At 65.2% G+C, this 20,934-nt stretch carries 18 protein-coding genes; 5 read left to right on the forward strand and 13 right to left on the reverse strand.

All coding sequences use genetic code 11. From position 1 onward, the window contains the following. Positions 1–82 precede the first annotated feature (82 nt). The 8 genes from VGN46_RS17400 to trpE form a co-directional block, all read right to left on the reverse strand. The gene (locus VGN46_RS17400; RefSeq protein ID WP_331645529.1) at positions 83–394 is read right to left on the reverse strand and encodes a hypothetical protein; all 312 of its coding nucleotides are present in this window, start codon (positions 392–394) and stop codon (positions 83–85) included. A 278-nt stretch (positions 395–672) separates the two neighbouring features. Beyond that, positions 673–834 (reverse strand): hypothetical protein, encoded by a 162-nt coding sequence (locus tag VGN46_RS17405; RefSeq protein ID WP_331645531.1) that lies wholly within the window; start codon positions 832–834, stop codon positions 673–675. Positions 835–837: 3 nt separating this feature from the next. After that, positions 838–1,197 carry a hypothetical protein gene (locus VGN46_RS17410; protein ID WP_331645533.1) on the reverse strand — a complete coding sequence of 120 codons (360 nt, stop codon included), beginning with the start codon at positions 1,195–1,197 and terminating at the stop codon, positions 838–840. A gap of 96 nt (positions 1,198–1,293) precedes the next feature. After that, the gene (locus VGN46_RS17415; RefSeq protein WP_331645535.1) at positions 1,294–1,905 is read right to left on the reverse strand and encodes a hypothetical protein; all 612 of its coding nucleotides are present in this window, start codon (positions 1,903–1,905) and stop codon (positions 1,294–1,296) included. 342 nt (positions 1,906–2,247) lie between these two features. After that, on the reverse strand, positions 2,248–2,730 hold the full coding sequence (locus tag VGN46_RS17420) for a DUF4019 domain-containing protein (RefSeq protein ID WP_331645537.1): 483 nt from the start codon (positions 2,728–2,730) through the stop codon (positions 2,248–2,250). Positions 2,731–2,917: 187 nt separating this feature from the next. After that, positions 2,918–3,586 (reverse strand): hypothetical protein, encoded by a 669-nt coding sequence (locus VGN46_RS17425; protein ID WP_331645539.1) that lies wholly within the window; start codon positions 3,584–3,586, stop codon positions 2,918–2,920. A gap of 248 nt (positions 3,587–3,834) precedes the next feature. Further along, complete coding sequence (locus tag VGN46_RS17430; protein WP_331645541.1) at positions 3,835–4,548, reverse strand: SIMPL domain-containing protein; 714 nt, start codon at positions 4,546–4,548, stop codon at positions 3,835–3,837. A 140-nt stretch (positions 4,549–4,688) separates the two neighbouring features. After that, a complete protein-coding gene (gene trpE / locus VGN46_RS17435) occupies positions 4,689–6,164 on the reverse strand; it encodes an anthranilate synthase component I (RefSeq protein WP_331645543.1) in 1,476 nt (491 codons plus the stop codon). Between the two features lie 199 nt (positions 6,165–6,363). Here trpE and VGN46_RS17440 point away from each other — a divergent pair, with 199 nt between their 5' ends. Both VGN46_RS17440 and VGN46_RS17445 read left to right on the forward strand, forming a co-directional pair. Further along, positions 6,364–10,014, forward strand: a complete 3,651-nt coding sequence (locus VGN46_RS17440; protein WP_331645544.1) for a S8 family serine peptidase — start codon at positions 6,364–6,366, stop codon at positions 10,012–10,014. 53 nt (positions 10,015–10,067) lie between these two features. Then, the gene (locus VGN46_RS17445; RefSeq protein WP_331645546.1) at positions 10,068–11,504 is read left to right on the forward strand and encodes an MBL fold metallo-hydrolase; all 1,437 of its coding nucleotides are present in this window, start codon (positions 10,068–10,070) and stop codon (positions 11,502–11,504) included. A 14-nt stretch (positions 11,505–11,518) separates the two neighbouring features. Here the strand turns inward: VGN46_RS17445 and VGN46_RS17450 are convergent, their stop codons facing one another. From VGN46_RS17450 to VGN46_RS17460, 3 genes are read right to left on the reverse strand one after another with little or no spacing between them, the layout of a single operon-like run. Further along, complete coding sequence (locus tag VGN46_RS17450) at positions 11,519–13,663, reverse strand: prolyl oligopeptidase family serine peptidase (RefSeq protein ID WP_331645548.1); 2,145 nt, start codon at positions 13,661–13,663, stop codon at positions 11,519–11,521. A gap of 17 nt (positions 13,664–13,680) precedes the next feature. Next, complete coding sequence (locus VGN46_RS17455) at positions 13,681–14,256, reverse strand: TIGR00730 family Rossman fold protein (protein ID WP_331645550.1); 576 nt, start codon at positions 14,254–14,256, stop codon at positions 13,681–13,683. 10 nt (positions 14,257–14,266) lie between these two features. After that, positions 14,267–14,881 (reverse strand): FMN-dependent NADH-azoreductase, encoded by a 615-nt coding sequence (locus tag VGN46_RS17460; protein ID WP_331645552.1) that lies wholly within the window; start codon positions 14,879–14,881, stop codon positions 14,267–14,269. A 92-nt stretch (positions 14,882–14,973) separates the two neighbouring features. On the opposite strand from VGN46_RS17460, the gene VGN46_RS17465 reads away from it, so the two are divergent. From VGN46_RS17465 to VGN46_RS17475, 3 genes are all read left to right on the forward strand, one after another. After that, complete coding sequence (locus tag VGN46_RS17465) at positions 14,974–16,386, forward strand: PLP-dependent aminotransferase family protein (protein ID WP_331645554.1); 1,413 nt, start codon at positions 14,974–14,976, stop codon at positions 16,384–16,386. Positions 16,387–16,618: 232 nt separating this feature from the next. Further along, positions 16,619–17,065 carry a carboxymuconolactone decarboxylase family protein gene (locus VGN46_RS17470; RefSeq protein ID WP_331645555.1) on the forward strand — a complete coding sequence of 149 codons (447 nt, stop codon included), beginning with the start codon at positions 16,619–16,621 and terminating at the stop codon, positions 17,063–17,065. A gap of 4 nt (positions 17,066–17,069) precedes the next feature. Then, positions 17,070–17,390: a multidrug efflux SMR transporter gene (locus VGN46_RS17475; RefSeq protein WP_331645557.1), complete on the forward strand. Its 321-nt coding sequence runs from the start codon at positions 17,070–17,072 to the stop codon at positions 17,388–17,390. A 131-nt stretch (positions 17,391–17,521) separates the two neighbouring features. On the opposite strand, the gene VGN46_RS17480 is transcribed toward VGN46_RS17475, so the two are convergent. Together VGN46_RS17480 and pdsR are read right to left on the reverse strand one after the other, a co-directional pair. After that, entirely contained in the window at positions 17,522–19,513 is a 1,992-nt protein-coding gene (locus tag VGN46_RS17480; RefSeq protein ID WP_331645559.1) for an ATP-binding protein, read from the reverse strand. Positions 19,514–19,628: 115 nt separating this feature from the next. Then, positions 19,629–20,318 (reverse strand): proteobacterial dedicated sortase system response regulator, encoded by a 690-nt coding sequence (gene pdsR / locus VGN46_RS17485; RefSeq protein ID WP_331645560.1) that lies wholly within the window; start codon positions 20,316–20,318, stop codon positions 19,629–19,631. Between the last annotated feature and the right edge of the window lie 616 nt (positions 20,319–20,934).

The following is a 20,934-nucleotide window of genomic DNA, read 5'->3' on the forward strand; positions in this document are numbered from 1 at the left end:
TCGCCTCACCCCACCAACCACACCCACACCCTGTAGGAGCGCGCTTGCGCGCGATCGCGCGCAAGCGCGCTCCTACAACAGGTCAGGGGGCCGGGTTGTCTTCGGCAGCTTCCGCACGCTTCTGCTTCACCGCCACCACCGCACGCAAATTGCGCTCCAGCTCGGCGATGCTCAGCGGAAAATAGCTTTCATCCCGATCGCCCACCGCCCAACTGGCGAGGCGTTTGTCCGTCGCACCGACACCCGTGGCATTAAGCGCCGCAAGCACCTCTTCGGGCTTCAGATCCGTCGCCTGCAGGATCAACTGCCACAACCAGTTCATCCGCTGTGGATCCACGCCGCGAAGCATCGGCGGGCGCGTGTACTCACGGACAGGCGTGTCGTCTTCACTCATGGCAGGGTCCCTTTTGGCCTGCCTGGGAGTATAGACGCGGCGCGGCACCACCACGCCCGTCGTCACATCCCACCAGAACTCGCCGCACCCTGAAAGCCGCATTCTGACCATGACCGCCCCACCCCGGGGCCGTTGCGTGGTCCCTGCGAGGCCAGATTGAGCGGCCGCGCCGGTGGCGGCAATTCGGCCGGAGGGGGTACGCCAACCGGCTGCGCCGGCAAGACCTCGACTGCAGGAGCGTGTTTGCACACGATAGCCAGCGTGCCGATCGAACGAGCTCAGGCGACTCTCACAAGACGGTGCAGCAAGGCCGAAACGCCGTCTTCGTCAGCGAGCATGGCACTGGCGACGTCGTACGACGTGCCGTCGAGCGTGGCGAAGCGAGTGGTGCACAGGACCAAGGGGCCCCCGCCCGAGGCAATCCACACGGTGTCAGTCACGGGTTAGACAAGCACCATCTCCGGCCGGCGCCATCGCCGCCAGGCACTATCGGCGGCGCCGCTAATCCGCGACCAGAGCGTGTCCTGTGGAAAGAACGTGAAGCCATCCGGTTTCTGGGAAGGATCGCTTTCCGGCGGCATCTTGTACATCCCAACGATGACGCAAAGCGTGCGACAGGCGCCTTCTTCCACCAGCCTCACCCCATGCCTCGTCATGCGCGCCAGAAGTTCGTCCCTGGCAGCGTCGCGCATGGCATCGAATGGGCCCAGGTCAACGAACACGGTGGCGAAAAAACCATGGGGAACTTCCTCCTCGGCTATCGATACGAAGAGCCCCATCACACGGATCATCGCGTAGTTCAATTTGGATTCGACTCTTTGATATTACTCGTGCATCAGTCGCCCTAGTGCAGGTTCACGGTGACAGTGGGGCTATACGCTGAGCAGCCGACTGCGCGGTTACGGACGGCGCGCGGCCGGGGGATCCGGCGCGGCTTCAGCCGCGAACATCGTCTTGAGCACGGGGACGCCGGACAGATCGAATGTCGCGGTGATCTCCGCGCTACTCACTACGAGTTTCCCACCCTTTTCCAGCCGGCGATGGATACGCGCTACATCAGATAGGCGCGTGGGACGGTATACCAACAAATCGCCCATACACGCCCCTTGAAATGTCATGCGCACGCCATCCAGCGAAAACAGGCGCAGGGTGGCAGGAGTAGACGTTTCACAGGGTGTTGCAGGGTTACCCAGGGCAATGCCGTAGGAGATAGCTCCGGGCCTTGCGCTGCGAAGAGCGACCAAATTGAGCTGCCCGCCATCCAGAGCACCAAGCCGGTACCCGTTGCCCGGCCACACAACCCAAAACGAGGCCGGATCATCATTCGCGTGCTCTCGCGACACCCGCTGGTAGTCCGCGATGGCGTCAACCACGTCTCCGCCATGCCGCTGGCTTATAGAGGATGCGGAAATTCCTTCGCGCTGCTGCCAATGCCCTGTACCCGAGCTACCGTGTGCCGGAATGGCCATGAAGCACGTAAACCACAATGCGGTGGCCCGAAACACGTTCATTCGCAATGCCGCCTTTTGCATATCCCATCCGCCGCTCGTATGCCTTCTCGCGTCACGGCATCTTTCATGTCCTCGTAAGTATCGCCCGGCTTCCACAACCACCATCTCGAAGTGCTTCCCGCGGCTGCGACTGCGCGTACAGCGCAAATGGCAGGACAAGGAGCAACGAAGCCGCGAGACGGCGCAACACACGCCCACGGAAAGACACACGGCCAAAGGCCGCGCCCTGCACGTCCAAACTCATTCCCTGTTCCCCTGTGCACCGGCGCGTACCGACGCTCGCAAAATCTAACGAGCGAGCGGCACGGGTGTCAACAGGGGGTAAATCCGGCCCAGATCACGCTATTGAACGAACGAAATCTCGCGCTGCACGGGACGGATCACATACCCCACCGGCAGCCAGCCCTCGGTGCCTGGCGCCAGCGATACGGTTTCGAACATCACGGCTTTGGCGTAATGCGCCATGAAGATCACGTTGAGGTAGTCGCCCGCGGGCAGTCCGACCGGGTCTCGTACCCGGGCCATTTCGAACCACTCGCGGCCAACCAGCACACCGCGATCGAGGCGGATCTTGCGTATGTAGCGTACCCACTCGGCACGCGGCACCATCCGCTGCATCATCATCCCCGCCTCCAGCCACATGGCATCGGGGCGGCGGGCATCGGAGAGCTGGACCCAGTGCTGGGCGCAGGCCAGGGCTTTATCCAGCGACTTGGGCTGGGGCCCGATCCGCGGGGCATTGGCCACCGTGAGCATCGCCCCCAACGGGTGCGCGGCCGGCCGGGCAGCCGGGGCCTTGCGAACTGGAGCCGTGGCGCTGGGCATTGGGAAGCTCCCCCGAGGGTACGGCCCCAGCTTGGGCGGCCCGGCCGGATGCGGCAATTCGGCTAGAAGGGCTACGCCAAACCGGCTGTGCCCCACCCTGTAGGAGCGCGCTTGCGCGCGATAAGCCTACGGAGCGGTGAGGCGAGAACCCATCGCGCGCAAGCGCGCTCCTACAAGGGCCGGGGGCTTAGCGTTTGCCGAAGGCCAGCACGTCGGCGGTGTAGGTCTCGATCACCAGGCTGAAGGGCTGGTTGGCTTCGTTGTAGAGCACGGCGCGGTGGCGGAGGACGTCGTGGGGGATGGCCAGGGGGCCTTTCCCGGGCGCGGGCAGTGGCGCATCCATTTCCCAGCCCTTGGGCAGCGGCGACCACAGCAGGTCGGCGCTGATCGTCTGGCGGCGGAAATGAAGGGGCTGGACGACCTTGCCGAATGGCTGGTCGGTGGTGTCGAGAATCTGGTTCATTTCCGGCGTAAGCCGGGCCGGCACGTACCAGTTATCCGCTTCCGAAAGCACCACCGAACCGCAGGCGAGCTGCACCCGGCGGTAGCGCACAGGCTCGTTGGCATCGATGCCAAGCGCAGCACGATCATCGGCCGCGAGCGGCTTGTCGTCGCCCTTGATCCGATGCGCCACGATCTTCGCCTCCGGCGCCAGCCCATGATCACCACACCAGCGCTCCAGCGTGAGCGTGGCACTAGGGTGGCTGAGCAAATCGGCATTAAGCGATTCCAGCAGCGCCAACGCCTGCGTGCGCGAGGCGACATCGTCGGTAAACGGCGTACGCGCTTCAGAAGGCGACGACACCGTCGCCATGACCGCGATGGAACCCGCGACAATGATTTTCTTCGTGACCATCTCAAACACCCGCGTGGACTTAGTGTAGGAGCGCGCTTGCGCGCGATGGGGGTTACGCCAGACCCATCGCGCGCAAGTGCGCTCCTACAGGGGAATAGTCCACGGAGGATACTCCTGGGCCAAAACCCGGCCAACTGACCGCTCGGGTACGATGTGGACGTGGTGCACTTACATCTGTAGGAGCGCGCTTGCGCGCGATGGGGCTTGCGGCAAGAGCCATCGCGCGCAAGCGCGCTCCTACAGGGGTGTTAGGGTTTGGTGGGGTCGAGGAGGAAGGTGGCGTAGATCGTGCGTTCCATCTTGAGGCTGCCTACTTCCAGGTCGATCTTTGGCAGGCCGTTCGCCATGACCTCGACGCTTGGCGGGGGTGGGTACTCGCTGCTGCGGCCGGTCGGTTGATCGGACACCGTGTATACCGCGCCCACCTTCGCGCCATACGCTTTGGCGATCCGCTCTGCGTTGCGCTGGGACTCATGCATCGCCTGTTCGCGGAGGTCGTTGTCGATGGCCTCTGCATCACTCCGGGTCATCTCGGTGCCGGTGATCTGCAGTTCTTCGCCTGCGGTATCGAGACCATCGATAAAGTTACGCAGGTCTTCCATACGCGTGAACGTGGCCGAGGCGGTCCGGGTTACCTCGGTACCGTCGACGGTATCCCGGTTATCCTCGTACCGCTCATGCGGACCGATCGAGATCGTGGATGCGACGATGGATTCAGGCAACGCGTGGTTGGCACGAAAACCGGCCGTGACCTTGGCCATGTTGGCTTCTACACGAGCGCGGGCACGGGCCGGTTTGATGTCCGCGGACTCGACCTTCATGTCGATGTGGAAGCGGTCTGGCTGGACCTGTCGTTCGGCGTGGCCGGAGACATCGATATGCGGTGTGGTCTGCGCCAGCGTAAGCGCGGGCATGCTGGCGAGGGCAAGCACGAGCGAGATGGCGGGGATACGCGTCGTCATGGGTAACCGAACTCCTTCACTAGAGAGGGGAACTGCTTCCTTCGTGACCGGTTGGAACACTCGCATGTTGTAGGAGCGCGCTTGCGCGCGATGGGGGTGTGGCAAGAGCCATCGCGCGCAAGCGCGCTCCTACAGGCGTGTTATAGGCCTTTCGCGGCTTGGGCTACGGCGCGGAACAGGGCCCTGCCTTTGTTCATGGTTTCTTCCCACTCGGCAGCGGGGTCGGAGTCGTAGACGACGCCGCCGCCGGCTTGTACGTGGAGGCGGCCGTCCTGGATGACGGCTGTGCGGATCGCGATGGCGGTATCCGCATCGCCCCACCAGCCGAGCCAGCCGATGGCGCCGGCGTAGATGTTGCGCTTGTACGGTTCGAGTTCCTGGATGATCTCGAGCGCGCGGATCTTCGGCGCACCGCTGACGGTGCCGGCCGGGAAGGTCGCCTTGATCACGTCCATGTAGGACATGCCATCTTTAATATCGCCCTCGACCTGCGAGACGATGTGCATGACGTGCGAGTAACGCTCGACCACGAACGATTCGGCGAGCTCGACCGTGCCGGTCTGGCTGACCCGGCCGACGTCATTACGGCCGAGGTCGATCAGCATCAGGTGTTCGGCGCGTTCCTTCGGATCGGCGAGCAGTTCCTTCTCGAGCGCGATGTCTTCGGCTTCATCCGCACCACGGCGACGCGTGCCGGCGATCGGGCGCAGGACCACGCGGCCGTTCTTCAGGCGCACCAGGATCTCCGGCGAGGAGCCGACGATCTGGGTGGGGCCAATGTCGATGAAGAACATATACGGCGAAGGGTTCATCGCACGCAACGCGCGGTACACATCGACCGGGCGCGCGTTGAAACCGATGCTCAGGCGCTGCGAGGGCACCACCTGGAAGATGTCGCCAGCGCGGATGTACTCCTGCGCGGTGCGCACCATGTTTTCGTATTCCTCGCGGGTGAACGAGGATTTGAAATCGGATTCGTCGAGCGCGGCCGGCTGCAGCATCTGCGGGTAGCTGACGCCACCCTGGCGCAGGCGGAAGGTCAGCGCATCGAGACGACGCACCGCTTCCGCGTACGCCTGCGGGCGCGACGGATCGGCATGGACGATAAGGTACAAGCGACCCTTGAGGTTATCGAACACCGCCAGCTCGTCGGCGAGCATGAGCAGCACGTCGGGCGTGCCGAGCTCATCCTTCTTGTCCCACTGGGCCAGGCGCTCTTCGATATAGCCGATGGTCTCGAAGCCGAAATACCCCACGAGGCCGCCGGTGAAGTCCGGCAGGCCCGGCAGCTGCGGCACCTCGTACTGCTTGCGCAGCACTTCGATCTCGGCCAGCGGGTCCTCGAGGTGGCGGGTTTCGATGACCTCGCCGTTTTCTTCGACCTCGAGCTCATGCCCGCGCAGGCGGTACACCCGGCGCGCCGGCAGGCCGATCATGGAATGGCGGCCCCACGTCGCCCCACCTTCGACCGACTCAAACAGGAAGGTATACGGGCCATCGGCCAACTTCAGGTACACCGAGAGCGGCGTATCGAGATCGGAAAAAACCTCGCGCACCAAAGGGATACGGGTGTAGCCCTGGCCGGCGTAGGCGTCGAATTGTTCGCGGGAGATCATGGGGAGTGAGGGTGCCCGTGGGGTGACCATCGATTGTAGGGGCAATTGCGAAAGCAAGGACCCTACTTAGTACTTCCGTTCGGCTTCCGGAAGATCTTGCGTCCCGATACGCTCCATAGCCTCGCGCATCCCTGGGAAGGGGCCCGGAGCCAGCGCGCTGTCAGCTGTTCGGTATCGTGCTTACGCCCGAGGGATAGCCATGGCCACGGAACGCTCCGTCCTGCTCAAGGTGTCTGGTAACAAGGGATTGCTCGAAAAGGCCGCCGGCAAGGCGTTCGGCGCCGCGGGAAGCCGGATCGAGACGATCCTGAGCGTGCCTGCCAACGCAGCGAAGGGTGCTGGCGTCGCGCCTGCCGGGCCCGTGGAATGGGTGCGCATGGCATTGCCCGACACCCGCGGCAACCCGTGGGATGCCGTGCACGCGCTCTATGCCAACACCACGTATGCGGCAGCGGCGACGGCCCACGTCATGGCCGCCGAGCCCGACATCGCGCAACAGTGGCCGTACGCAGACCAGTCATCGCGCCTGCGCGGGATGGCCGCGGCCGGCACGCCTTGCGCCTTCGAGGACCAGGATACGAAGGGTGGCAAGGCGGCCGGGCCAGGAATTGCATGGCAAGCGACTGCCGACTTCGGGCAGCTCGGCCCCGCGCGCGCGGCGGTCAGCAAGAAGGATCAGGCGGCGATCATCATCGCGCACCTGGATACGGGCTATGACCCCGCGCATGCCACGTTGCCCGCGGGCCTCGCGCGCGACCTGCAGAAAAACTTTGTCGATGCCGGGTTCCCCGACGATGCGACGGACCGCGTACCCACCGATGCCCTGCTCATGGCGAACCCCGGCCACGGCACGGGTACGCTAAGCCTCCTGGCCGGCAATCAACTCGGTGGCACCTCACCAGGCTGGCCGGGCATCAAGGATTTCATTGGTGGCGCGCCGTTCGCGCGCATCGTGCCCATTCGCATCGCCGATTGGGTCGTGCGCTTCAGCACCAGCACCATGGTCAAGGGGTTTGACCACGCGCGAAAGATCGAGGCCCATGTGCTTTCCATGAGCATGGGTGGGCTGGCGTCGCAGGCGCTGACCGATGCGGTCAACCTCGCCTATGAAGCGGGCATGGTCATGGTCACCGCCGCGGGTAATAACTACGCGGGCTTGCCGACGCCAGGTTCGACGGTGTTTCCCGCGCGCTTCCAACGCGTGCTCGCCGCCTGTGGCGTCATGGCGAACGGCGCGGCGTATGCCGACCTCAAGCGCGGCACGATGCAAGGCAATTTCGGACCCGCCGAAAAGATGGCGACGGCGCTGGGTGCGTACACCCCGAACGTGCCGTGGGCCAAGTTCGGCTGCCAGCAGATCGTCGACATGGATGGTGCAGGAACCTCCGCCGCGACACCGCAGATCGCGGCGGCCGCGGCCTTGTGGCTAGCGCAGCACCGGGATGCCATCGAGGCGTATAGCGAACCATGGATGCGCATCCACGCCGTGCGTAACGCGTTGTTCGCCTCCGCACGCAAATCCACCAGCGTGATGGACGAGGCCTGCACGCGCCGCAAGGTCGGCCAGGGCATCATGCAGGCCATGGCGGCACTGGCGGTGCTGCCACTGACCGAAGCGCAACTCAAAGGCAGCAAGCTACCGCCCGCACGCGCCACGTGGAGCTTCCTCGACCTTATCCTCGGCCACGGTGGCGTAAGCCTCGCCGTGGCCGGGCCGGCCGCGCTGACACCGCGCGATCGCATGCTTGCACTGGAACTGACCCAGGTCGCGCAGCGCGTCACCGATGTCGACGAAGCGATCGATGACCCTGAGCGTCCGGCGGCGTCCATTCCCGCCAAGGCATGCCTGCGCTACCTGGAAGCGGCACTCGAACAGGGTTCCCCTTCTGCGCCGCTCGCTGCCGTCCTGCGAGGGCTCATGAAGACGCCCAGCCCTCCGCCTTCGAAGGGGCCGCCAACCCCACAGGCACCGGTGCTGCGCAAGGCGTTCGTTATGCCGACGCCCAAGCGGCGGCTGCGCGTGTACGCGCTGGATCCGAGCATCGCCAAGAAGCTCGTATCGCTGGCGGTCAACGAAACCACGCTGACGCTGCCGTGGGACGACACGCCGGACAGCCCCTTCGCGCTTGCCCCCGGTCCGGTAGGTGAGTACCTGGAGGTGGTCGATGTCGATCCCGCGTCGAACATGGCGTACGACCCGATCGACCTCAACCACCCTTTCGTACTCGCACAGGATGGCTTGACGCCTTCGGAAGGCAACCCGCAGTTCCACCAGCAGATGGTGTATGCGGTGGGCATGACGACGATCCGTCACTTCGAGATGGCGCTCGGCCGCCAGGTGTTATGGCGCGCCCGCACCGTGACGCTGCCCGACGGCAAGGTCGAGAGCTATGAGGTGCCCCGGCTGCGGATCTACCCACATGCGCTACGCACCGACAACGCGTACTACAGCCCCGATAAGGTCGCCCTGCTGTTCGGCTACTTCTCGGCCAGTTCGCAGGACGGTGATGCAACCGCGCCCGGATCGATGGTCTTCAGCTGCCTGTCCAGCGACATCATCGCCCATGAAATGTCGCATGCGCTGCTCGATGGCCTACACCGGAGCTACGAAGACGCGTCCAATCCCGACGTGCCGGCATTCCACGAAGCGTTCGCCGACATCGTGGCGTTGTTCCAACACTTCACGATGACGGAACTCGTACGGTTCGAGATCGCGAGTGCCCACGGCGACCTCTCGGCCGCCAGCCTTCTCGGCGGCCTCGCCAGGCAGTTTGGCGAAGGTACCAGCCGTGCGGGACCCCTCCGCGATTACACGCAACCCGCGGCCATGAAGCTGAAATACGAAGACGCCGTGGAAGTGCACGAGCGCGGCTCGATCCTCGTGTACGCAGTGTACGAGGCGTTCCAGAATATCGTGGCGCGGCGCACGGAAGACCTGCGCCGCCTGGCGACGGGCGGTAGCGGCATCCTGCCGCAAGGCGCCCTGCCCGCTGAGCTGATCGACCGCCTGACCGATGAAACCTGCAAGGTCGCCCGGCACGTACTGCATATGGCGATTCGCGCACTGGATTACTGCCCGTCTGTCGACATTACGTTCGGCGAATACCTGCGGGCCATGATCACGGTCGACATCGATGTCATGCCCGATGACCGTTACGGCTACCGGGTGGCCTTCATAGAGGCGTTCCGCAACCGCGGCATCCTTCCGCGCAGTGTGCGTACGATCTCGCAGGAATCGCTGGCGTGGGATACGCCGCAGGACCCGACGCCGACCTGGCTTCGCCCGCTGCTGGACAGCATCGACATCCGCTGGAACCGGCGTCTGCAACGCTCCGAGGTCTTCCGCCTCAACGAATCCAACCGCCTGGCCGCGCTTGGCGTACTCCAGCGTGCTTGCCTGAAGGACCCGGCGCTCTACCAGCAGTTCGGCCTGGTGGGCGGCGTGGATCGGTACAACGAAGATGGCACGCCCAAGCACGCCGCCGCTCCCGGCGGTACGACGTTCTCGGTGGCGAGCGTGCGTCCGGTACGCCGCGTTGCATCGGATGGTTCGTTCCGTACGGATATCAACGTGGTCATCCAGCAACGCCAGCGCTTGCCGGTGGACCCGAAAAACCCAAAGGGCGAGTGGTTCTGGTTCCGCGGCGGTGCCACGCTCATCCTCGATGCGCGCTACGGATGGGAAGCGGTGCGCTACGCGATCGTCAAGGACGGCAACAGCGTCACGCGACAGGAGCGCCAGCGCACGATGCAATCGAATGGAGAGGGCGCCGCGCTGGCCGCCCTGTATTTCGGATCTGGCACGGGCGAACCCTTCGCCATGATGCACGCCTTTGGAGGAACGACGTGATGGCCACCCGGAAAGCGACGCCACGCCGGAAGGCGCGGAAAGCGACCGCCGGCATGACGGTCCGACACTATTGCCAGGGCATCGGTGACTGCCACCTGTTGCACTTCACCAAGGACGACGGCAGCGACTTCTACATGCTGATCGATTGCGGCCTGCACAGTTCGGTGACCAACAACACGACCAAGATTAAGGAGATCGCCGCCGACATCGCAGGCGTCACCAAGAACATCGATGTCCTCGTGGCGACCCACGAGCACTGGGACCATATCTCGGGCTTCCGGACCGCGAACGAGACGTTCAAGACGATCAGGTTCGGTGAGGCATGGCTGGGCTGGACCGAAGACCCCAAGGACAAGCAGGCGCGCAAACTCGACAACTACAAGACGAAGGCGCTCAAGGCGCTGGATGCGGTGAATTCGCACCTTGCGCCGGCAAAGGCGCTGAGCCCCTACATGCAAGGCGTCAAGGAGGGCATTTCCAGCCTCAGGGGCTTCTACTTCGGCGCTAAGGGTGACACCGTGCGCAACGCGCGGAATGCGACGGTTGCCCTCGCGAAGAAGGTCAAATACATCGAACCGTCCAGCAAGCCGCTGACGATCCCCGGCATGAAGAACCTGCGCATTTATGTGCTTGGGCCGCCCCGCGACGAGGCCATGATCCGCGTGACCGACCGCGCGAGCGAAATGTACGGGCTATCGATGAACCGGGGGCATGCGATGTCGGCCGCCTTGCTCAACGCCGTCGCCAATTTCACGACAGCGACAGCGCCGCCCGACGACGATGTCATCGACCCGTTCGACCGTAACCTGGGCGAGCCGCTCTCCAGCTTGCTGGCTGCGGGGAGTTCGTCACAACGCGGCGACGCCGATTCAGACCCCAGGTTCGTCGACCTTCGCCGATTCGTTGCCGCCCACTACGGCGATGCCGCGACCAAGGGCGAGCAGGATTGGCGGCGTATCGATTTCGACTGGACGGGGGTGGGCGCGGACCTGGCGATGCAGCTGGATGATCGCACCAATAACACCAGCGTGGTGCTCGCGTTCGAGTTCGTCGACACCGGCCGCGTGTTCCTGTTCGCAGCGGATGCGCAGATCGGCAGCTGGCTCAGCTGGCAGGACCTCCGTTGGAAGGTCGATGGCGAATGGGTCACGGCACAGGATCTGTTGAAGCGCACGGTGTTCTACAAGGTAGGCCACCACGGCAGCCAGAACGCGACGGCCCGCGCCAAAGGTCTCGAGCTGATGGATAGCCCGGACCTCGACGCGTTCATCCCCACCAACCAGAAGGACGCTTTGAAGGTCAACTGGGGCGCCATGCCGTACAAGATCCTGTTGAAAGATCTCGAGGAGCGCTGCCGGGGGCGCGTAGTGCGCGCCGACGATGCGTGGATAGGCACGGGCAAGGTGCCCGCCAGCCTCAGCAGCGGCAAGGGCAGCATCACCGCCGCCGCCTGCGGCAAGGGGCTATGGGTGGAGTTCGAGCTCAGCTGAGCGAACGCGAACCCCTAGTCGAGGTGCGCCCACAAGTAGCTATAAATCAGCGTATCGAGAAACGCGGCCTGTTCGTTATTCGAGGCGCCGGCGTGGCCACCTTCGACGTTCTCGTAGAGGCTGGCGTCGAGCCCCATGCCGCGCATGCGTGCCACCATCTTGCGGGCGTGAGCCGGGCCCACGGTATCGTCGGTGCTTGACGTCGCGAACAGGGCAGACGGATAGCGCTGGCCTTTGCGCAGCAGCTGGTACGGCGAGAACGTGCGGATGAACGCCCAGTCCGCAGGCTGATCGGGGTCGCCATACTCCTCGATCCACGAGTTACCCGCGGCGAGGTGGGTGTACCGCTTCATGTCGAGCAGGGGCGAGCCGACGATCGCGGCACCGAACAGGTCAGGGTAGCTGACGAGCATGTTGCCGGCGGTGAGGCCACCGTTGCTGGAACCTTCGATGCCGAGATGGGCCGGGCTCGTCACCTTCCTGGCGATGAGGTCGCGTGCCACCGCGGCGACGTCTTCATAAACGCGCGGACGATGTTCGCGGACCGCAGCGTCGTGCCACGCAGGCCCGTATTCGCCACCGCCGCGGGCATTGGCAATGACGTAGACGCCACCCCTCTCCAGCCACTGCATGCCCACGGCTGGCGAGTAGAACGGCTGCATCGCCAGTTCGAACCCGCCGTAGGCGCTGATCAGGGTCGGCCGGGGGCCATCCGCGGGACGATCGCGCAGACCTACCTCGAAATACGGCACCTGCGTGCCATCCTTCGACCGGGCGAAATGCTGGGTCACCTCCATGCGCGACGCATCGAAGGCCGCAGGGGCTTGCTTCACCCGCTCCGGCGAGCCGGCACCTGCCGTGCCGTGGTACAGCGTGCCAGGCGTGAGAAAGCCTTGCGTATAGACGAGGTAGTCATCGTTTTCATCCGGCGCCAGGTTGACGACGCGGAGCGTGTTGAAGGGCGGAAGCCCGCGCAACGGCACCTTCTCCCATGGACCCACGGCGTTCGGCGTGAGCACGTCGACGCTCCCTGCCACATCGTGCAAGGTGGTAAGGATGAGGTGGTGGCGCGTCCACGCGAACTGGACCAGCGAGGTGTGCGCATCCGGCGTGAAAAGCTCGATGAGTTCACGCTTGCCCGCCATGTAATCATCAAAGCGGGTAGCCAGCAGCGTGCCGGGCGCGAACGTGCGCCCGGCCACGTGCCAGGGGCTGCGCGGTTGCACGAGCAGCCATTCGCGTTTGATGTCGATCACGGCGTCGCGCGGGACATCGATCTTCGTCAGGTGGCCATCGGGCTGGCGTACGAAGGTCTCCGTTTCGTAGAAGGAATGACTTTTCGTCACGAGATCGCGCGTGAAGCCTGGCGCCGCGTCGTGCGTCACATCCACGGAAACATCACTCGCAGGGACCTCCGCCACCACGGTGGCGCTGGCGAGCGGCGTGCCGCGCTTCCACAGCCGTGCAGTACGCGGGTAGCCGGCCTGGGTCATGGAGCCCGCGCCGAACCCTGTGCTGACGTAGACGTGGTTCACGTCGATCCAGCTAACCGTGCCCTTGGATTCGGGTACGTTGAAGCCATCGGCGATGAAGCGACGCGTCTCCACATCGAACTCGCGCACGACTTGCGCGTAAGCACCGCCACGCGATAGCAGCACGAGGCAGCGGTTGTAGGCTGGAGGAAGGCACTGCGCACCGTGCCATACCCAGTTCTCGTGCTCCTCGCGCGAAAGCGCATCCAGATCGAGGATGGCCGTCCATTCGGTGGCCGGTTTGCGGAGGTTATCGAGTGTCGTCCGCCGCCACACACCGCGGGGATGATCCTTGTCCTTGCCGAGGTTGTAATAGAAGCCGGCCATATACGTGACACGGGGTGTATTTGCTGCGCCATCGAGCATGCCGCGGAGCGCGGCGACGTCATCGCTGAAGCGAGGCGAGCTGGCGTAGCGCGTGCGTGTTTCCGCATTGCGCGCGGCCACCCAGGCCTGCGCCTCGTTGCCCTTCACTTCTTCCAGCCAGAGGTTTTCATCGACGCCATCAGCGTCAGGCGATGCAACGGTGGACGTAGCTGGCACGTGGGTCGGGTGGTGCGCCACCGCAGCGCCGGGCAGCGCCAGTGCCAGCACCAGTGATGCCGTGAATTTCCCATGGGAACGCATAAAATCAAACCACTCCATTAAAGCCATTTCGGCACATCGGTACGCTGGTAGCGCCTGAGTGCGTCGACCAGGCCGCGCGCATCGGCGTCGACACTGAGCGCCTGGCGGTGCGCATCGGGAAGAAAGCGCTCACCGACCATGTGGTCGAGGAAGCGGAGGAAGCCATCGAAGAAGCCGAGCGTGTTCAGCAGCCCCATAGGCTTGTCGATTTCGGCGAGCTGGTTGCGCCCCCAGGTGTCCATCAGTTCCTCGAGCGTGCCGATGCCGCCGGGTAGCGCGATGAATGCGTCGGCCAGGTCGGCCATGCGTTCCTTGCGCAAACGCAGGTTAGGCGTGATGTCCTTGCGGCTGAGGCGCGGATGGGTATGGCCACGCTGGTGCAGGCTCACGGTGACCACGCCGTGCACGTCGCCGCCGGCGGCCAGCGCAGCATCAGCGAGGATGCCCATCAGGCCGTTGACGGTGCCGCCGTAGACGAGCGTGATGCGTTCGCTACCGAGGACATGCCCCAGCCACTTTGCGGCCTCGGCGTACCCGGACGCGCCACCCTGGTTCGAGCCACAGAAAACGGCCACGGACGTGATCGTGCGCATGTCGGCGGCCTCAGGCAGGCGTCGACGCGAAGTGTTCGCGCATGGCGTGGTCGGTGGTCGCGCGGGCTTGCGCAAGCACGTCGGCTGGCATGACGGTGCCTTGCACGGTGAAGAAGGTCACGTCGCGCAGGCCGATCATGTCGAGTACGTAGGTAAGGTACGGCGTCAGGAAGTCCGGCTGGCGCGCGTGCTCGCCGGTGAAGCGGCCACCCGAAGCGACGGCGATATACACCGGCCGATCGTGCAGCAAGCCCACCTTGCCCTGCGCCGTGATGTCGAAGGTGACCCGTGCACGCACGATGTGGTCGATCCATGCCTTCAGCGCCGAAGGCACGCTGGTGTTGTGCATGGGTGTGCCGATGACCACGACATCGGCGGCCTTCAGCTCGGCGATGAGCGTATCGGAGAGGGCCAGGGAGCCTTCAGGGCTCGTGGCGGCGGACGCCGCGTGTTGCGCGAACGCGTAGTCGCTGTCGATATGCGGTGGCACCTCACCGCTGAGCACACGCTGGACCACGCGGGCACCCGGCTCTTTCGCGAGAAGGTGCGCGACGATCTTCAGCGAGAGCTGGTAACTCTCGGCCGCGGGCCCTCGCGGGCTGGCAAGCACATGCAGGATGTTCATCGTTCGGGGACTCCGGCCTGGCGGCGATGTTTTGCAGCTTAGGCGCGCATGGCCTATATAGTCGGGCCATGAACGGACATTGGAACTGAGCCATGGCGACGCCGCGGCATGCCCTCTTCGCACTCGACCCGGCGGCCACTACCCCGCTGTACCGGCAGATCTACGACCGGATCCGCGGCGCTATCGCCAGTGGTGCGCTGAAACCGGGTGACCGCGTCCCTTCCGCGCGGGCGCTCACGGCCGAGCTGGGCGTGGCGCGCGGCACGATCGACGCCGCGTACGGCCTGCTTTCCGCCGAGGGTTATATCGAAGCGCGCGGACAAGCCGGGACGGTGGTGACGCCGGGCCTCAAGCATCGGGCGCCGGTGGTGGCGCCGCGCCTGCGCAGCGAGCCTGCCGCGCCTTCGTTCCGGCCGGATACGGTGTTGCCGCTGCAGATGGGCTTGCCGGCGCTCGATGGTTTTCCACGGAAGATCTGGGCGCGCCTCGGCGCCCGCCGCGCACGGGCCACGCAGCACATCGACATGGCCCAGCCGCCCTTGTTTGGGCTGCCTGCGTTGCGCGAGGAGGTCGCCACCTACCTGCGCGTCTCGCGCGGGCTCGATTGTTCGCCTTCGCAGGTCTTTATCACCTCGGGCTTCCGGCAAACGATGACCCTGGTCACCCGCGCCGTGCTGAAAGCCGGCGACCGCGCGTGGGTCGAGGATCCGGGTTACCCGCCTGCGCGGCGCATCCTGGATGCGATGGGGGTGCGGGTCGCCCCGGTGCCGGTGGATAGCGAAGGCATCGTGGTGGCCGAAGGGGTGCGCTTGGCGCCGCGCGCGAAGCTGGCGGTGGTGACGCCTGCGCACCAGAGTCCGTTGAGCGTGTCGCTGTCATTGCCGCGCCGGCTGGCGTTGCTTGATTGGGCGGCGCAGAGCGGCGCGTTCATCGTGGAAGATGATTACGACGGTGAATACCGCTACGTAAGCCGGCCGCTTCCTGCGCTAGGCAGCCTGGACCGCGAGGGCCGCGTGATTTACGCAGGCACCTTCAGCAAGGTGCTTTTCCCTTCATTGCGCCTTGCCTATGTCGTGGTGCCCACGGGGCTCATCGAACGCTTCGAGGAGGTCTTCCAGGTGTTCGCCGGCGACGCGCCGGAACTCACCCAGTCGATCGTCGCCGCCTTTATCAAGGAAGGGCATTTCGCCCGGCACATCCAGCGGATGCGCGCGTGTTACGCACAGCGCCGCGCATGGACCGTCGCCGGCCTTGGCCAGGCCCTGGGTCCCGGTGTGCGCATCGACACGCAACCCGGCGGCATGCACCTGATCCTGCGCTTCCCCGGCCGCTGGTCCGACCGCCGGCTCGTTGCACGCATGCGCGACGACGGCCTCTACGCCGAAGCCCTCACCGACTGGTCCGTGCAAGGCAACGGCTCCCCCGCCCTGCTGGTGAGCTTCACCAACGTCACCTCCCACGACGAAGCCAAGGCCCTGGGCACCCGCATAAACCGCCTACGCTAACCCGCCTCCTCCCTCCTGTAGGAGCGCGCTTGCGCGCGATGGGGGTGCGGCAAGATCCACCGCGCGCAAGCGCGCTCCTACAAAGGTGGGGAGGGGTTGTGGCAAGTACCCATCGCGCGCAAGCGCGCTCCTACAAGGGAGGTTATGGCCTAGTTCATATGCCTTATCTTGGAATGCTTCACTAGGCCACAACGCGGAACAATAACGACCTCCCCTCTTCCTGGAGCTCGTCATGACCCAACGCCTCGATTACGCCAAAGCCTCCCCTGCCGGCTTTAACGCCTTTCTCGCCGTGCACAGCGCCGTCTACAAGGGCAGCCTGCCGAAGGGTCTGGTCGACCTGGTTTACCTGCGTATCTCGCAGATCAACGGTTGCGCCTTCTGCATCGACATGCACACGCGTGATCTGCTGAAGATCGATACGCGCGTCGCGAAGCTCGCGCTGCTTTCCGTGTGGCGCGAAGGCGGCGAGACCTTTACGCCGCGCGAGCGGGCCGCGCTTGCCTGGGCCGAATCGGTCACCCGTGTCATCGACACGCATGTCAGCGATGACGACTACGCCGCCGCGGCCGCTGAATTCAGCGCGGAGGAACTCGCCGACCTGACCTACGCGATCGCCCTGATGAATGCCTTTAACCGCTTCGGCGTCGCCTTCCGCACGCCGCCTGCAGGAGCGTGATGCCATGGCCTGGCTGTTGCTCACCGGCGCGGGCTTGCTGGAGATCGTCTTCGCGCTTTGCATGAAAGCCTCCGCGGGATTCACGCGGTGGGTTCCCGCCGTAGCCACCGTGTTGACCGGCGTATCCAGCGTGGTCCTCCTGTCGATATCGCTACGCACGCTGCCGGTGGGTACGGGCTACGCGGTATGGACCGGGATCGGTGCGGCAGGTACCGCCATCCTCGGCATCCTGCTGATGGGCGACTCCGCGGCGCCTGCACGCATCGTATGTATCGCGCTGATCCTCGCAGGCGTGATCGGGTTGAAACTCGTCTCCGGTCCGTGACCCCTATCGTGTAGGAGCGCGCTTGCGCGCGATGGGGGTTGCCGCAAGCCCTATCGCGCGCAAGCGCGCTCCTACACGATGGGGGTTGCCGCAAGCCCCATCGCGCGCAAGCGCGCTCCTACACGAGTAGGTCAGGCGAGGCGTTGGCGGGGGAGGCCTTTGAGGTGCAGGGTGAAGGCGACGCCGTCGTCGATATTGCGTGCACTGGCGCTGCCCTGGTGGCGTTCGGCGACGAGGCGTACCACGTAGAGGCCGAGACCCAGGTGCGGCGCTTCGCCCGGGGTTGTTTTGTCGCGCAGGCTGACCAGCGAATCGAACAACCTGCCCTGCATCGCCGCCGGCAAAGGCGGGCCCTGGTTGGCGAGTTCGACATCGGCGCCATCGGCGGTCACGCGCAGCGCGATGCGCATCCAGCCATCGGTGGGCGTGAACGACAGCGCGTTGTCGAACAGCTTGTCGAGCGCCTGGGCGATGAGCTCCGGTGAGACGTGCATGTGCACTGGCGCGTCGGGTAGTTCCACGGCGATATGCCGCTCACCCGCGAGTGATCGGTAACCTTCGGCGCACCCGCGCACGACATCGACAAGGTTGACGTCTTCGGCTTCGGCAGAGGCGATCGCCCGCTCCATCCGGCTTGCTTCACTCATCGCGCGTACCAGCGCACCGAGTCGCGCCACGCCATCGCGCGCCCGCGCAAGGTAAGGCTCGGCTTCCGGCGGTAGCCCCGCATGGTCCAGGTTATCCAGCGAGGATTTGACGATCGCCAGTGGTGTCTGCAGTTCATGCGAGAGCTTGGAGGCCAGCGTGCGCAGGTAGTCCGTATAACCGCCGACCACATCGAACAGCCGCGAGAAGCTGCGCGCAAGGTCGCCGAGTTCGTCGGTCGCATCGATCAACGGGAACGGCCCATCGAGCTTGCCATCGTTATCCTGCGCGCGCTCGGCGGCATTGCGCAGGCGACGCAGGCGGAAGGTGAGCCGCGTAGCGAATAACAGCAGCACGCCACCGGCGATGAGCAGCACGGCGAAGCTGGTCAGCAGCAAGCCGAACAACGCGCGGTTGGCGAGCAGCGGCACCGCGCGGCTGGGCTGTTCCAGCAACACCACGCCATGCAGTTTGCCGCCCTGGGTGATCGGCATCGCCGCGGCGAGGACGACACTGCCGCGCGCTTCGCCCGCGCGCCACGCCGTCGCCGGCTTGCCTGACAGGGCTTCGCGCACTTCAGGCAGATCGATCTTCGGCGCGTCTTCGGTCCACGCGGCGTTGTCATCCAGCCGCGTGGCGAGCAACGAGCGGTAGACCAGCGAGGGAAACCAGCCTGGCTGTTCGCTCGCGGGGGTATCGGGCAGCGTGAGTCGGCCGGTCTGCGCCATCAACCATGCATCGGGCGAAAGCACGCGTACACGCACGCCATCGGGGGCCAGGCGCGCCAGCTCCTGCGATAGCGAGGGCGAGAATTCGAGCAGCGGGCGGTTATCGGCGCTGAGTGGTTCGGCGTCGCCGGCGAGGTGCACGCCCACGCCGAAGCGATCGAGGCGCAGGCCGCGCGGCAGCTTCAGTTCGGCGCGGAAACCGCCGCCATCTTCCTGCCATTGGGCGTTGAGCCGATCGGGCAGCACGCCCGCTTCCGGATCGAGCGCGATGGCGGTCGTGGCGCCCGGTGCCGCGCTGGCGAGCAGGTAGCGCTGTGCGTCTTCGTTGCTGGCGATCGAAAGGATGAGGTGATCGGCGCTGAGCGCGAGGCGATCGGAGGCATCGGCGCGGCTGCGTCGCGGGGCGCGAACGTCGATGGTGAAGTACAGCCAGCGGTCGTCTTCCGCGAACATGACCTTGGCGTTGCGGCCGAGCGGCTGCGCCCACGGGCTCAGCGAAGCCCAGTCATCCGCGTAGCCATCGATGGTGATGGGCACGTTCGCCTGTTGCACATACCAGGCGCTGCCAGCAGGCGGCAGCGGTGCTTCGACCACGACCAGGCTGCGCGCCAGCGCACGCGCCGACGCTACCAGCGCCTGGGCCTGGCCTTCGCGGAGCAGGGTTTCCATCTGCCGGACGTACAGCCACCCGGCCACCGGAAGAGCCAGGGTACATAAGGCGACGAGGAGCAGTTTCTGACGAAGCGTCATGCGGTCACATGTAGGAGCGCGCTTGCGCGCGATAGACCAACGAAGCGAGGAAGCCGGATGTTAGCCAACCTGTCGCGAGCACCCATCGCGCGCAAGCGCGCTCCTACAACGTGCATCAGGGGGTCCAGCGGTAGCCGACGCCGTGGACGGTTTCGATCGCGTCGAATTCCGGGGCCAGGGCGATGAATTTCTTGCGGATGCGCTTGATGTGCGAGGTGATGGTGGCGTCATCCACGACGAGCTCGGCTTCGCGCATTAGCTGGTCGCGGTTTTTCACGTGGCCGGGGAAACGGACCAGCGTGTGGACCATCCAGAATTCGGTGACGGTGAGCGGGATCTCGGTGCCGTTCCAGGTGATCCGCATGCGCTCGCTTTCCAGGCGCAGCGGGCCGTGTTCGATCACGTTCTCGCTGGCGGCGGGCTTCTTCAGCGATTCGATGCGGCGGAACAGGGCGGCGATGCGCGCGGCCAGCTGGTGCAGGCTGGTGTCCTTCGAAAGGTAATCGTCGGCGCCCAGGCGCAGGCCGGAGATCACGTCGAAATCCGAATCGCGCGCGGTGAGGAAGATCAGCGGCAGCGTGGCGCTCTTGGCGCGCAGCTCGCGGCACAGGTCAAACCCACCCTCGGGCTCGTCGCCCAGGCCGATATCGATGATGACAAGCTCGGGCAGGCGCATGGCGAAGGCCGTGGAGGCTTCCGCGCGCGAGCCGTAGCCGCGGGTCTCGTAGCCGAAGCGGGTGAGCGCTTCCACGTAGTTGGCGCGGATGAGGGGTTCGTCTTCGACAATGGCAATGCTGCGGCCCATGGGGGTTCCGTGTTTTTGGGTTGGCGTGCGCAGGGTGCATCGGCGGGTTCCGCGGCGCAAGCGCCCGCTGGCGATTGCCCGTGTTTTGCCCGTGCAAGAGCCCCTCCCCGGCCTACACGCCGCCTTTGCCCGCGTTTTGCCACAAACGGCCTGAGGATTGCCCCACCCGAGCCGCGTCTGCCGCCCCGGCAGTCGCTGTACTGGCGCCATGGAAAAGACAATGAAAAAAGACGCTGACAACACCGAGCTGGAGCGCAATTTCGAACCGCTGCGCGTTACATTGGCGCTGGGGGCCCTGCTATTGGGCCTGCTCTGCGGGCTTCACTGACCCGCGCTAACCCAGGGAGGCTTTCCCGTGGACCTTTTTGACGATTTCGTGGAACCGGCCATGGAAGGCCTCGGCGCGGCGGGCATGCACGAGCATGCGCCCGTCGCCAGTGCGCCGGAACCCGATCCCAACTGGCAACCGGTGTAACCCCTTAACCGTTTCCCCCTCGAGCTCCGGTGTGGACGCTCCTTCACTCCCCAGGCCCCCTGCCCGGGGAGTTTTTTATGCATGTAGGAGCGCGCTTGCGCGCGATGGGTGCTCGCGGCAAGACCCATCGCGCGCAAGCGC

Source organism: Luteibacter sp. (assembly GCF_036500425.1).
Taxonomy (GTDB): Bacteria; Pseudomonadota; Gammaproteobacteria; order Xanthomonadales; family Rhodanobacteraceae; genus Luteibacter.

Excerpts from the sequence above, each read along its gene's own strand:
- VGN46_RS17400 (WP_331645529.1), bottom strand. The coding sequence starts at position 394 with ATGAGTGAAGACGACACGCCTGTCCGTGAGTACACGCGCCCGCCGATG.
- VGN46_RS17415 (WP_331645535.1), bottom strand. The coding sequence starts at position 1,905 with ATGAACGTGTTTCGGGCCACCGCATTGTGGTTTACGTGCTTCATGGCC.
- VGN46_RS17420 (WP_331645537.1), bottom strand. The coding sequence starts at position 2,730 with ATGCCCAGCGCCACGGCTCCAGTTCGCAAGGCCCCGGCTGCCCGGCCG.
- VGN46_RS17425 (WP_331645539.1), bottom strand. The coding sequence starts at position 3,586 with ATGGTCACGAAGAAAATCATTGTCGCGGGTTCCATCGCGGTCATGGCG.
- VGN46_RS17430 (WP_331645541.1), bottom strand. The coding sequence starts at position 4,548 with ATGACGACGCGTATCCCCGCCATCTCGCTCGTGCTTGCCCTCGCCAGC.
- trpE (WP_331645543.1), bottom strand. The coding sequence starts at position 6,164 with ATGATCTCCCGCGAACAATTCGACGCCTACGCCGGCCAGGGCTACACC.
- VGN46_RS17440 (WP_331645544.1), top strand. The coding sequence starts at position 6,364 with ATGGCCACGGAACGCTCCGTCCTGCTCAAGGTGTCTGGTAACAAGGGA.
- VGN46_RS17445 (WP_331645546.1), top strand. The coding sequence starts at position 10,068 with ATGACGGTCCGACACTATTGCCAGGGCATCGGTGACTGCCACCTGTTG.
- VGN46_RS17450 (WP_331645548.1), bottom strand. The coding sequence starts at position 13,663 with ATGCGTTCCCATGGGAAATTCACGGCATCACTGGTGCTGGCACTGGCG.
- VGN46_RS17455 (WP_331645550.1), bottom strand. The coding sequence starts at position 14,256 with ATGCGCACGATCACGTCCGTGGCCGTTTTCTGTGGCTCGAACCAGGGT.
- VGN46_RS17460 (WP_331645552.1), bottom strand. The coding sequence starts at position 14,881 with ATGAACATCCTGCATGTGCTTGCCAGCCCGCGAGGGCCCGCGGCCGAG.
- VGN46_RS17465 (WP_331645554.1), top strand. The coding sequence starts at position 14,974 with ATGGCGACGCCGCGGCATGCCCTCTTCGCACTCGACCCGGCGGCCACT.
- VGN46_RS17470 (WP_331645555.1), top strand. The coding sequence starts at position 16,619 with ATGACCCAACGCCTCGATTACGCCAAAGCCTCCCCTGCCGGCTTTAAC.
- VGN46_RS17475 (WP_331645557.1), top strand. The coding sequence starts at position 17,070 with ATGGCCTGGCTGTTGCTCACCGGCGCGGGCTTGCTGGAGATCGTCTTC.
- VGN46_RS17480 (WP_331645559.1), bottom strand. The coding sequence starts at position 19,513 with ATGACGCTTCGTCAGAAACTGCTCCTCGTCGCCTTATGTACCCTGGCT.
- pdsR (WP_331645560.1), bottom strand. The coding sequence starts at position 20,318 with ATGGGCCGCAGCATTGCCATTGTCGAAGACGAACCCCTCATCCGCGCC.